The organism is uncultured Pseudophaeobacter sp., from assembly GCA_905479575.1.
Taxonomy (GTDB): domain Bacteria; phylum Pseudomonadota; class Alphaproteobacteria; order Rhodobacterales; family Rhodobacteraceae; genus Pseudophaeobacter.
This window is the reverse complement of record CAJQNB010000049.1, coordinates 17,775-30,383: the sequence shown is the minus strand read 5'-3', so window position 1 is coordinate 30,383 and position 12,609 is coordinate 17,775. Positions and strand designations below refer to the sequence as shown.

11 protein-coding genes and 1 pseudogene are annotated in these 12,609 nt (G+C 59.4%); 1 reads left to right on the top strand and 11 read right to left on the bottom strand.

Annotated elements, in window-relative coordinates; genetic code table 11:
* Positions 1-87 precede the first annotated feature (87 nt).
* The 10 genes and pseudogenes from QZ268_RS13815 to QZ268_RS13780 form a co-directional block, all read right to left on the bottom strand.
* Positions 88-633: an aldehyde dehydrogenase family protein gene (locus QZ268_RS13815; protein WP_295453704.1), complete on the bottom strand. Its 546-nt coding sequence runs from the start codon at positions 631-633 to the stop codon at positions 88-90.
* Between the two features lie 2 nt (positions 634-635).
* Entirely contained in the window at positions 636-1,682 is a 1,047-nt protein-coding gene (locus tag QZ268_RS13810) for a tartrate dehydrogenase (RefSeq protein WP_295453701.1), read from the bottom strand.
* Between the two features lie 21 nt (positions 1,683-1,703).
* Complete coding sequence (locus tag QZ268_RS13805) at positions 1,704-3,167, bottom strand: aldehyde dehydrogenase family protein (protein WP_295453698.1); 1,464 nt, start codon at positions 3,165-3,167, stop codon at positions 1,704-1,706.
* 93 nt (positions 3,168-3,260) lie between these two features.
* Positions 3,261-3,608 carry a (2Fe-2S)-binding protein gene (locus tag QZ268_RS20205; RefSeq protein ID WP_365322353.1) on the bottom strand — a complete coding sequence of 116 codons (348 nt, stop codon included), beginning with the start codon at positions 3,606-3,608 and terminating at the stop codon, positions 3,261-3,263.
* On the bottom strand, positions 3,535-3,699 hold the full coding sequence (locus QZ268_RS20200; RefSeq protein ID WP_365322350.1) for a peptidase inhibitor family I36 protein: 165 nt from the start codon (positions 3,697-3,699) through the stop codon (positions 3,535-3,537). Before QZ268_RS20200 ends, QZ268_RS20205 begins: the two co-directional genes overlap by 74 nt.
* A 410-nt stretch (positions 3,700-4,109) precedes the next feature.
* Positions 4,110-4,649: pseudogene (locus QZ268_RS20195) on the bottom strand (FAD/NAD(P)-binding oxidoreductase); the annotation flags it as partial.
* Positions 4,646-4,945 (bottom strand): (2Fe-2S)-binding protein, encoded by a 300-nt coding sequence (locus QZ268_RS13795; protein ID WP_295453693.1) that lies wholly within the window; start codon positions 4,943-4,945, stop codon positions 4,646-4,648. The pseudogene QZ268_RS20195 and the gene QZ268_RS13795, both read right to left, overlap by 4 nt.
* Positions 4,942-6,933: a hydantoinase B/oxoprolinase family protein gene (locus tag QZ268_RS13790; RefSeq protein WP_295453691.1), complete on the bottom strand. Its 1,992-nt coding sequence runs from the start codon at positions 6,931-6,933 to the stop codon at positions 4,942-4,944. Before QZ268_RS13790 ends, QZ268_RS13795 begins: the two co-directional genes overlap by 4 nt.
* Entirely contained in the window at positions 6,926-8,992 is a 2,067-nt protein-coding gene (locus QZ268_RS13785) for a hydantoinase/oxoprolinase family protein (RefSeq protein WP_295453689.1), read from the bottom strand. Before QZ268_RS13785 ends, QZ268_RS13790 begins: the two co-directional genes overlap by 8 nt.
* 97 nt (positions 8,993-9,089) lie before the next feature.
* Positions 9,090-9,980, bottom strand: a complete 891-nt coding sequence (locus QZ268_RS13780; protein WP_295453687.1) for a LysR family transcriptional regulator — start codon at positions 9,978-9,980, stop codon at positions 9,090-9,092.
* Positions 9,981-10,084: 104 nt separating this feature from the next.
* On the opposite strand from QZ268_RS13780, the gene QZ268_RS13775 reads away from it, so the two are divergent.
* The gene (locus tag QZ268_RS13775) at positions 10,085-11,179 is read left to right on the top strand and encodes an FAD-binding oxidoreductase (RefSeq protein WP_295453707.1); all 1,095 of its coding nucleotides are present in this window, start codon (positions 10,085-10,087) and stop codon (positions 11,177-11,179) included.
* Positions 11,180-11,181: 2 nt separating this feature from the next.
* Here the strand turns inward: QZ268_RS13775 and QZ268_RS13770 are convergent, their stop codons facing one another.
* Positions 11,182-12,507: an FAD-binding oxidoreductase gene (locus QZ268_RS13770; protein WP_295453684.1), complete on the bottom strand. Its 1,326-nt coding sequence runs from the start codon at positions 12,505-12,507 to the stop codon at positions 11,182-11,184.
* Positions 12,508-12,609 lie beyond the last annotated feature (102 nt).

Below are 12,609 nucleotides of genomic sequence, written 5' to 3'. Positions count from 1 at the left end.
CCAGTAGCGAAAGCGCGGCAGTGTCGGTATTGTTCTTCATGGCGTGATCTCCCTGGCGGTTGCTGCCGCCGGTTGGGTGGGTTCAGTTCACCCGGAGATTACGCCACCTTCAAATTTCCACCACCTTCGCGACACGACCGCGGGCGCGACCTTGCGGGTGATCATCGCATTGGGGAAGTTCCAGGGCGTGATGATCGCCGCAACCCCAACGGGCTCTTTCAAGGCAAGCAATTTTTTACCAGGAACCGGGATGACCTTCCCATTGATCCGGCGGGCTTCTTCGGCGAACCACCGCACAAAACTTGCCCCATAGTCAATTTCACCTTCGGCCTCAGCCAGGGGTTTGCCCTGTTCAGCGCTGAGAATACGACCCAGATCCTGTTTGTGGGCCAACATCAGGTCATGCCAGGCCATCAAAAGATCCGCCCGCTCTGCGTTGGGACGTGCGCGCCAGGCGACCATTGCCGTTTCAGCCGCCGCGATGGCGGCCTCGGTCTCGCCCCCGGTGCAATCCGGAACCTTGCCGATCACAGATCCGGTCGCAGGGTTGGTCACTGACATGTCAGGGCGTTCCAGCCATTCGCCGTTGATAAATGCGGCGTGGCGCAACAATTTGGGGTCTTGTAGGTTCATGATCAAAGCTCCAGTTCTGCGATGATTGCTGCGGTGATGACAGCAGTCGCGTGTTTGCCGGGATGGGTGCCAATGCCTTTTGCAGTCGCCGCTTCGATCGCCGACAGCACAGCGGAGGCGGCCTCTGCTTCGCCCAGATGATCCAGCATCATGGCGGCAGACCAGATGGCGGCGATGGGGTTTGCGATGTCTTGTCCCGCGATGTCAGGGGCCGAGCCATGCACCGGCTCAAACATGGATGGGCCGCTATGATCTGGGCAGATATTGGCGGAGGCCGCAAAGCCAAGCCCGCCCTGAATGGCCGCGCCGAGATCTGTCAGAATGTCGCCAAACAGGTTTGAGGCAACGATCACATCCAGGTCCTGCGGCGCCATCACCATTTTTGCCGCCATGGCGTCGATGTGCATTTGGCTGACCGTGACATCTGGATATTCTGCCGCCAGTTCGCGGGTGACCTCATCCCAGAACACCATCGAGTATTTTTGCGCATTGGATTTGGTGACCGACGTCAAATGCCCACGTCTGGCGCGGGCCTGTTCAAACCCATATCGAAGAATGCGTTCGACACCGGTGCGGGTGAAAACCGAGGTCTCCACCGCCACTTCGTCCGCCGTGCCTTGATGCACACGCCCCCCCGCCCCAGAGTATTCACCTTCGGTGTTTTCGCGAATGCAGAGAATGTCAAAGGCGTCGGCGACCAAGGGCCCTTGGACCCCGGGCAACAGCCGGTGCGGCCGGATATTAGCGTATTGTGTAAACGCTTTGCGGATCGGCAAAAGCAGCCCATGTAAAGACACCGAATCTGCCACAGTTTCAGGCCAACCCACAGCGCCAAGAAAGATCGCATCAAAGGCGCGAAGGGTTTCAATCCCGTCCTTTGGCATCATGGTGCCATGCTTCAGGTACCATTCACAGGACCAGGTAAACTCGGTGTTATTCAGCTGAAAGCCGAATTTTTGGGCCGCAGCCTCCAGAACCTGAACCGTTGCATCCGTCACGTCGACGCCAATGCCATCACCGGGGATCAAAGCGATCTGGTAAGATTTCATATTAAGAGCTTTCTTTTAGTGTCACAGATCAATCAGCACGGATTTGCTGCGGCGGTTGGCAAGAAAGGCTTCGCGCCCCAGGTCCTTGCCTAGGCCGCTCGCCTTCCAGCCCCCTGTGGGCAAGATGTGATCCTGCGAACGCCCATAGCGATTAACCCAGACGGTGCCCGCTTCCAGCGCCTTGGTGACCCGCAGCGCCCGTGAAAGATCACGGGTATAAACACCGGCACAAAGCCCATAGGTCGGATGATTGCCCAGGGTTAGAGCCTCTTCCTCGCTTGCAAAGGTCTGCAAGGTGACGACGGGGCCAAAGATTTCTTCAGTCACCGCAGGGTTGCTGTCAGTGACACCGGCGATGATCGTTGGCTGATAGAAACTGCCCTTCCGATCAAAGGCTTTGCCGCCACACAGCAGCTCTGCGCCCTCGGATTTGGCGGCCTGGACGATGCTGTCGATCCGCTGCAGCTGCTGCGACGAAATAATAGGTGAAAACCCGGCAGGATCCTCCCAGGTCGCGGCTGGTTTTTCCTGAGCAAAGGCCAGGATGAGCTTTTGCGCCAGCGCATCCGCAATATCGCGATGAACAATCAAACGCGTCCCCGCAACACAGGTCTGCCCTGCATTGGGCAGAATGCCACGGGCAAGACAATCGGCCACCAGCTCCAGGTCCGCATCCGCAAAAACGATCTGCGGCGACTTGCCGCCCAGTTCTAGGGTCATCGGCTTGACCCCCGTCTTGGCGATGTTTTCCATGATCGCTCCGCCTGCGCGGGTTGAGCCGGTGAAACTGACCTTGGCAATATCAGGATGGCCGGTGATGGCCGCGCCGGTGGTTTGGCCGTCGCCCAGAACGATATTGATCAACCCGGCAGGAATACCCGCACGCACAGCCAGTTCAGCCATGTACAGGGTCGAAAATGGCGTCATCTCGGAAGGTTTCAAAACCACCGCGTTTCCGGCGGCCAAAGCCGGGGCCAGCTTCCAGCCCGCCATTGAAATCGGATAGTTCCAGGGGGTGATCGCCCCAACAACCCCATAGGGTTCATGGGAGATAAAGCCCAGCTGCCCGGCAGAGGTCGGGGCCAGATCGCCCCCTTCCTTGTCGGCAAATTCGGCAAAAAACCTGATCTGTGTTGCGGTGATCAAGACATCACCCACGGCTGCTTGTCCCACAGGCCGGGTGGAACAGACCGCTTCCAGTTTGGCCAGTGTTTCGGCTTCGGCCTCAATAAGGTCAGCCCAGGCCTGCAGCGCGCGAAGACGGTCGCGCGGGGCACATGTCGCCCAACCCGAGGTGCGCAGCGCTTGTTTTGCCGTCTCAACAGCCTGATCGACGATGGCGGCATCCGCCCTGGCGATGCCTGCCAGGCTGCGGCCATCGGAGGGAGCTGTCACCGCAATCTCTGCCGCTGCCGGGACATAGGCGTTTCCGATGTAGTGCCCTGTGGGCAGGGTCAATGTGCTGGGATCAAATGAACGTTTCATGGGCGCCGATCGTGATTGGATTTGTGCTCAATCTAAGCCTTGGGGTTCGGCAAGAAGGGCCGAAATCCCGCCAAATGCGGCACAAAATTTTCCTTACTGCAGGTCTTTCACGCTTTCGCTCTGGAGAGCGGCTGAAACCGGTAGCGGGCGCAGCGGCGGTTGCGCCCGCAAACGACCGATTTTTGCAGGCCCCACCTGGCCCATTTCTGCAAGAATGCGCCCCGCAGCAAACTGGCAATAGCGCCCCTGACAGCGCCCCATGCCGATGCGGCACTGGGATTTGACCCGATTGATTTCTGGCCCAACCCGCCGCGCCGCAGCCTGAATGTCGCCAAGCTCCACCCCTTCGCATCGGCAAATCACCGTATCAGACGGCAGTTGTGAAAAAAGCTCCTGCGGCACCTGAAAAGCCTGCGCCAGACCAGAGGCAAACCGTTGCATCCGGGCATAGCGTCGGTGCACGCGCTTGCTTGGGCGGCAAGTACGCCCCATGTCCTCCAGACAGGCGGTTGCGGCGATCTGTCCGGCACATTCTGCGGCATCAGCCCCCAGAATGCGCAGCCCGTCCCCAGCCAGATAGACGCCATTGCCAAGGCGCCCGGCAGGATCACTTGCGGGCAGCCACTGTGACCATTCAGGTGACCAGCAGAAATTTGCCCCAGCCAGATCCGCAAGCTGTGTATCGGCCATAAGGTGCCAGCCCAGCCCCACCCCGTCACAGGCTGTTCTACGGTCTTGGCCTCTGTGATCTTGCCAGCTGATTTGGGTCGGTCCGGCCTCATTTGTTGTGATCTTCAAGTTGCGCACGCCGGCCTGGTAGCGTCGCCCCAGTATAGCCCGCAGGTAGGCCCCGCGGAGCGTCACGATGGGGCGCGCCCTGGCCATAGCCCAGGCTCCCTTAACCTGTTGTCGCATCGGGGCGGTATCCAACACCGCTGCCACCTCGGCCCCCGCCCGGATCAGTTGCGCCGCCACCAAGGTCAGCAACGGGCCAGTGCCGGCAAGAACCAGCCGCCGCCCCAGGGCGATCTCTTGTGTTTTTAGGGCAATTTGCATGGCCCCCAAGGAAAACACACCAGCCGATTGCCATCCCGGAACCGGCAGCAACCGGTCCCCCGCGCCGGTGCACAAAATAAGGTTCTCATAGCTTATCACCCTGATACCATCCTGTGTCAGGACTTGTGCAGACTGATGAGCGATGGCTGTGACCGAGCTTTGGGACAGATGGGTCACTTGTCCATCTGCCACCATCTGGTCAAAGCACTTATGCAGTGCCAATGCCTTACCAGCTTCCGACCCATACCGGTCCTTGGCACTGCGCGACGCTGTGCTAGCAGGGCGTCGGTAAATTTGCCCCCCCGCCTGGCTGGCCTCGTCCACCACTATCGGATGCAGACCTGCGGCTACACAGGTTTGCGCCGCGCGAATTCCGGCAGGCCCAGCGCCTACGATGAGAACACCAGTGCTTAACGCCTCTGTCATGACAGCCATCCATCAGGGGCTTTTGACCTCAGCCGCAAGCCCGCGTGCAGTTGAGTTGAGCAGGCCCGCAAGCGGGCTCCCTCTTCTCGCCAAACCCAGCAGTCCTGGCAGGCCCCCATCAGGCAAAACCCGGCACGTTGTTCTGGCCCGAACTCAGCCGCGCGCAACGCGCCCCTGTTGGACAATATCGCGGTGAGGATGGTATCCCCCTGCTGGCCGGACAGCGGCAGCCCATCGAACAGAAACTCGATTTTAGGCCGCGTGACCGCTGTCAGCCGTTGCACGCGGGCCGTCATGCGTCACCCGGTTGTGCATCTCGTGCAAGCAGTGCCGCAAGTTCAGGGAAACGCGTGCAAATCTCGCCCAGCGCCGCCTCTACCCCCTCGGCGCCCTTGCGCTCTGTCATCCGCGCAAAGACCTCGGTTTTGGTGAAGAACCGCCAATGGATAGGCAGTTTGCCCAGGGTCGTGTTCAAGACCTCATAGGCGGCATCGCTCCACTGGGTCTCATAGGCGGTCCGCTCCGCTCCATAGTCGAACATGCTGTCCCGCAACGGGCGTTTCTTGCGCAGGGCCTGTGTCTGTTTCTGATCAACGATACCTTTATCGATGACGACACCGTAGTCATGGGCCGCCGCCTCTTGCGAGACATAGCCACAGGCGACATCGCGCGCCACGCGTTCAGGGGCGCGCAGGTATGGATCACCTCGTCCGCCACCGCCGGCAGAGCGGATCATCAATACGTCACCGGGTTGCAGCACGGCTGTATCACGGTTGCCCAGATCCGTTTCTGCAGGCTGACCGGGGTTCAATACCATATGCGCCAGGCCCGCAGATTGCCCGCCCAGGGTGCCCCATGGCCGGAACTTTGAACGATCCCGATTACGCGCTGTAATCCGGGTGTCGGGCGCAAAGACGCGAAACGAGAGCTCCGTCGCCAGCCCGCCGCGCCATTGCCCTGCCCCGCCGGTATCCTGCGCAAGACCATAGCGCAGCACCTCTACGGGGACCTCGGTTTCGGTTATCTCGATCGGTGTGTTCTTGAGATAGGCCGCATCCGCGCCAGACCCGTTGGTCCCATCGCGATGAGGCATCCCGCCACCGCCGCCCACAACCGGGTTCACCGCTGCAATCACCGTTTTTTGGTGGCGCTCGTCCCGTGTCATCACATTCACGATGCAATTGTTGCCTGCAGGGGCTGCGGGCATTTTTTCGGGAATGGCCTGGGCAAAGGCTCCAAAAATGACCGACCGCAGCCGGGCACAGGTCAGGGACCGCATCCCTACCGCAGCCGGCGCAACCGGATTCAGCACCGAGCCTTTGGGGGTGATGCAGGTAAAGGCGCGGGTCAGGCCCGTGTTCAACAAAATCTGCGGGTTCAGGGTGTACAGCACATAATAGATCCCCACCAACAGTATCGTATGACGAGGATCCCCACCTGAGGGTACGTTCAAAGACGAGCCCAGCTGCGGATCGGAACCGGAGAAATCGAGAACCGCCTGGTCCCCCTGGATGCAGAGTTTCAGGTGCAAGCGGCATGGATTGCCCGCATCGCTGTCTTCGTCGGCGTAGTCCGCAAAGATGTATTCCCCGTCCGGCGTCGCCCGTAGAATGGCCCGCGCTTCGGCTTCGGCCTGGTCCATCAACTGCGACACCCCATCGACAAAACCGGTTTTGCCAAACCTTTGGATCATCGCCTGCACCTTGCGTTCACCGGTGTTCAGAGCCCCGACAAGCGCCTTGATGTCACCGATGTTCAGCCCAGGCTTACGCACATTGGTTTCCATGATCCGCATCACCGTCTCATCAAACTGGCCTTCGTGCACCAGCTTCATCGGGGGGAAGCGCAGACCTTCCTGGTGGACCTCTGTCAGCGACCGGCTAAGAGAGGCAGGCACAGCGCCCCCCATGTCGGTGTTGTGAATATGCCCGCCCGTCCAGGCAACGATTTCACCCTCGCTGAACACCGGTTTCCAAAGATGGGTGTCGGGGGCATGTGTTGCGACGTGGCCGGAATAGGGATCATTGGTAAAGGCGACATCGCCCGGTCGATAGTCCGACACCATATCAATCGCACGGCCATAGGTCAGACCGGGATACCAGGTCGCCCCCAGGTCCATTGGCACAGCAAAGGTATCGCCCCGCCGATCCATCAGCATGACGGTGAAATCCTGCGTTTCTTTTACAAATGCCGAATGCGCTGTGCGGTGCAGGGTATGCGCCATGTTTTCAGCGGCGGCGCGGGCATGGTTCGCCAAAACCCGCAGTGTCATTTTATCAGTCATGAGCAGAGCCCTCGATATGCACAACGATGTTCGAAGCAAAATCCACCTCGGCCGTGCACTCCTGTGGAATGATCAGCGTCGTGTCTTCTTGTGAAACAATTGCTGGCCCGCGCAGCTGGGTGCCAGGGGACAAGGTCTCGCGCCGATACAGCGGAACACCGCGGTAGCTGCCGGTGTAGACCAAGACGGTTTTTTCTGACTCTGCCGTGCTGGCACTGACGGTTTGCGCCGGAATTTCAGGATTTGGGCCTGCGCCAACAATTGCCAGCCGCAGGTTCACAACCTCGATCAGCCCCTCTGGATCCGCAAAGTCATAGATACGGGCGTGGGTTTTGTGGAAAGCGTCAGCGATGTCACAGGCACTCTCCAGCCACTCTGGTTTGAGCGCAACTTCGATCTCAAAGCTTTGACCTGAATACCGCATGTCGGCGGTCAGCTGCAGTTCAGCGGGTCCATCATGGCCCTGCCTGCTCAGCCACGCATGGCCCTCTTGCGCAAGCTCTGTGAACTGCGCCTGTAAAGCAGGGACAAGTGTATCATCAAGCCCCGCAAAGACGGTGCGGATGAAATCCCCCCTCAGGTCAGCCACCAATCCACCAAGCGCTGACACAACACCGGGGCGTCGGGGGGCAAGAACCCGTGTCATACCCAGATCCCTTGCAAGGAAAGCCCCCAGCATCGGCCCGCCGCCGCCAAAGGGCAGCAATGTGAATTCCCTCAGATCGACACCTTCGCGTGACGCGAGCTTTTCGACCTCGACGAACATTTCGGACAGTGCAATGTTCAAGATCGCCTGAGCCGTTTCTTCGGTGCTGCGCTCTAGCTGCGCGGCCAACACAGCCACGGCTTGGAGCGCCAGATCCCGATCCATCCGGAGCTGCCCATAGGCCAGATCACTATGTCCCAGCCAGCCGCAGACAGCCATTGCATCTGTTACCGTGGCGTCAGTGCCACCGCGCCCATAGCAGGCAGGCCCCGGCGTGGATCCAGCAGACCCCGGTCCCACCCGCAGGACACCATGGTCATCAACTGACGCAATGGAGCCGCCACCGATGGCAATTGAGCTGACCGAAACCGAAGGAATATACAGCGGGAAATCACCAATCATTTCCCCAGTGCCAAAATTCGCCGCGCCGTCGATGATCAGGGCAATATCGGCAGAGGTGCCGCCAATATCCAGGGTCAGGATGCGGTCTTCTCCGGCCTGACGTGCCAGCCAGGCAGCGCCCGTCACACCAGATGCCGAGCCTGACAACAGCATGGAAACGCAGTTCTCTCGCCCGTCGCCTGCGCTCATCACACCGCCGTTTGATTTGGTGAGCAAAGCCTTTGCCGGGATATTCTTGCTGGCCAAACGCGTCTCTAGCGCATCGAGATACCCGGCAACACGCGGGTGCACATAGCCATTCATAATCGCTGTACATCCGCGTTCATACTCGCGGATCACCGGCCAGACTTCGGAGGAGGTGAAGACAAAAACCCCCGGTGCCATGTCCAAAATCATGTCTTTCACCCGCCGCTCATGGGCGTCATTGCGCCAGCTGTGCAAGAAAGAAACGATAATGCCCTCAGCCCCTGCCAAAAGCGCCTTTTGGATGGCTTCTGCAACAGAGCCTTCCTCCAGTGCGGTGGTTTCTTCCCCCTGTGCATTCAGCCGGGCAGTCACACCAAAGATATGATCACGCGAAATCAGCGGCGCAGCGCGGTGGCAAAACAGGGAATACATCTCGGGCATGCGCAGGCGCGCCAACTCAAGCACATCTTCAAAGCCAGCGTTGGTAATCATCGCCAGCTTGGCGCCTTTGCGCTGCAACACCGTGTTAATTCCCACGGTGGTCCCATGCACAAACCGCGTCACTGTCTCGGGCGAAAGCTGGTCCCGCTCTTCCAGCAGTGACAACCCTGTGGTCAGTTCCGCGCCCGGATCATCGGGAGTTGTCAGAACTTTCAAAGTTGCCAAACGGCCGGAATTCACTTCCAGCGCACAGAAGTCCATGAAGGTGCCGCCAATATCGACGCCGATCTTCCAGTCTTCACGATGAGGTCTAGTCCCATCCATAATTTGCGTCCCTTTCAATCTGTTGTCCTTAAGGGAACAGATTGAGCGAAGACCGTCCAAGACGCTTACGGTGCAAATCCATAAGCCACACTTATGGCTATTCCGCGTCGTCCCTTTCACAGATCGCCCGCAACTCTGCGGACATGATCTGATCGGCCTGGGACAATGGCCTGTCCTTTAGCGTCAACAAAGATAGGGGCAATTTGGGACTGTTGGCCAAGGGACGCACCACCACCCCCTGAAATTGATGCCAAGGCAGCAGGGCATCCACCAAGGCGACACCCAACCCGGCCTGAACAAATCCAACCGCTGTAATTGAGGAATCAATTTCCAAATCGGGTTGAAACCCCAGCCCCTGCGCCTGCGCCGCCTGTTGCAATTCATCTCTGGGACGGGTCTGCGCCCGGTATGAAATAACGGTGCGATCCGCCAACATATCAAAACTGATTTCCGAGGCGCTGACCAGATCAGACTGTGCCGACATCAAGCAGCAGAAGGATGTCCTATCAATGACGTCTGCGCATATGTCTGGCGGCATTTGATCATCTAACGCCAGCGCCAATGTGGCGTCCCCTGCCCGCAACATGGATATCAAGGTGTTGATCGGGGCCACATGCGCGCGCAATTGAATGTTCGGGTGTTTTTGCCGCAGCATGGCCAATGCATTGGGTAAAACCGACATGGACGGCGGTGCCGAAGCGGCAATACGGACAAGCCCCGACCGTCCCTTTCGCAGATCTGTCGATTTGCGGCGCAGACCTTCGAGCCCGGCAAAAAGGCGTTCGGCATCGGGATAAAGCTCTAGCGCCTCGGGGGTGGGATGCAGGCGCCCCTTTTCACGACTAAACAGCAGAAACCCAAGCTCGTCTTCGGTGTGACGCAAGACCTGGCTGAGGGCCGGTTGCGAAATATTCAACATACGGGCAGCACCGGTCACGGTGCCGATCCGCATGACGGCTGTAAACACTTCCAATTGGCGCGCGCGCATAACAACTCCATAGGCTATCCTTATAGGTGTCACAGAAAGCCGTCTTTGACGCAAGCGGTCGTTGCCTCTTTGATGGATGCAGGGGGTATTGTGCTGTGCATGTGATGATCTTAGGCGGCGGTCTTATGGGAACCGCCACGGCGTATTTTCTAACCCAACGCGGAGTCCGCGTGACGCTGATTGAGCGCGGCCATATTGGCGCCGGTGCAACCGTGGCCTCCTTTGGGAATATCAGACGGTCGGGGCGGTACCTGCCGCAGATGCCCCTGGCCAATCGCTCACTGGGGCTGTGGTCAAAGCTGGAAACCTGGCTGGGTATGGATGTCGAGTTCCGGGCAACCGGGCATTTGCGGCTGATCTTTGACCACGATGGCCTGGCCCTGATGCAGCAATTTCGCAAAGACGCGCTGGATTGGGGGCTGGAACTGGAGGTTCTGGAGCCAAATGCCATTCGCAAACGGTTTCCGGGGCTGGGTCCCGATGCAATTGCGGCGTCTTTCTCCCCCGATGATGGCTCTGCCAACCCGCGTCTCATCAGCCCCGCCTTTGCAGGTGCTGCGGCGCGCGGCGGCGCCACCATTCACGAGCAGGCCCATGTTTCTGAAATCAGCAAAACGGCCAGCGGCTTTGAAGTGGTGACCTCAGCTGGTACATTTTCTGCCGACCTGCTTGTGAATTGCGCCGGCGCCTGGGGGCCTGACGTCGCGCGCCGCTTTGGCGAAGAGGTTCCTATCACTTTGGCAGGGCCACAAATGGGGGCCACAGAGCCCCTGCCCCATCGCATTTTACCTGTGGTCGGGGTTTGGTCAAAACAACACGGGGCCTATTTGCGCCAAGTCGAGCGCGGCAATGTGGTCTTTGGCGGCGCGGTTGCGCGCACCCGGGTTGGGGCAGACGGATTTGCCAAGATTGATCCACACAACCTGTCAAAGCAGTTGCAAGAGGTTGTGAAACTGGTGCCCGCCCTGCGCCAGGCGACCGTTATTCGGCAGTGGTCTGGTGTCGAGGGCTATGTCGAAGACATGCTGCCCGTGATGGGGCCTTCCGGCACCACCGACGGTCTTTTTCATGCCTTTGGCTTTTGTGGACATGGCTTCCAGCTGGGGCCGGGCGTGGGTGATGCCATGGCGGAACTTATCACAACGGGGAGCTGCTCCACGCCGCTGGCGCCTTTTGACATCGCACGGTTCAGCGCATGAGGTCAGAACTCAGAAACTTTGCCCCATTGGCTCTTTGCAAAACGGGACAGTTTGTATTGTGCCGTTTCAGTAACCGGTGTCCGCCCCAACACCATATCCGCCATCAGGTGGCCGACACCGGGGCCAATACCAAACCCATGCCCAGACAGACCCGCCGCCAGAGCCAGCCCCGGCATTCCGATATCGCTGTCAATGACCGGAACGCCGTCTGGAGTGCTGTCGATATACCCGGCCCAGGAGGCCTGCAAAGGCACATTCTGCAAAGCCGGAAACAACTGGCGCCCTTGGGCCAGGGTTTTTGCAATTGTGGGCGCATCCGGGCGCGGGTCCAATATACGCATGTGTTCCATCGGCGTCGGCTGGTCCAGCCTCCACTTTTTCAAACCGTCAAAATTGCACCGCCAGGCCTGCGGCCCGCCAGGGGCCAGCGAGCGCCAGCGGCGCAGAAACATCGGCAGAAAGTGTTTAGATCCGCGCAGCATACGCGGGGTAGGATCGACCTTTGCCAGGCCCGAGATGGCCAACGTATAGCCGCCATCGCCGCGCCGGGTGACAGAGACCTCTTTGGTGTGCACCGCATCTGGCAGGCCCTGCGCCCCGGGTGCCACCGAAAGGATCGAGCTGCGCACCGAGGACTGCGGGAAGAAAATACCCAGCTGATGCAGGAAACTGCCGGCCCAGGCGCCGCCAGAAAGCACAACTTGTTTGGTCTGGATCACCCCTTTTTCGGTGACCACGGCGCTGACCGCTCCGCCGCTGGTTTCAAGTCCGCGCGCCGCGCAGCCCTGCAGGACAATTCCGCCGTGTTTCACGATCCCCTGCGCAATCATCGGCGCCGCCGCCGCAGGGTCGGCAATACCATCCGTCGGAGACCAGACCCCGCCCTTCCAGGCCTGCCCAGTGGCCGCCCCGTGTTCGGCAGCTTCTGTAGCGGTCAACATACGGGTATCAACGCCCTCACCACGGGCAAAATGACCCCACCGGGCCCAGCCTTCGATTTCGGCCTCATCGTTGGACAGATAGATCAAACCACAGCGGCGAAACCCAATTTCAGCGCCGCAATCCTGCATCATCTCGCCCCACAGAGACAGGCTCACACGCGACAAGGGCAATTCACGGGCATCCCGGTTTTGCTGTCGGCACCAGCCCCAGTTTCGGCTGGATTGCTCTGCTCCGATACGGCCCTTTTCCAGCAGCACCACTTTTTGCCCGGCCCGCGCCAGCCAGTAGGCGGTGCTGACGCCAACAATACCTCCGCCAATAACCACTGTATCCGCGTGTTGCGGACAATCGGTTGCGGACAAAATGTGCAAGAGCGGAGCAGTCATCAAAAAATCCCAAATCTTTTCTTAGGAAGTAACTTGAAACAAGCGATGCGAACTACCGGATTGGGTGGAAATTCAGCATATTCTTTTAAAGAGCCACCCAGC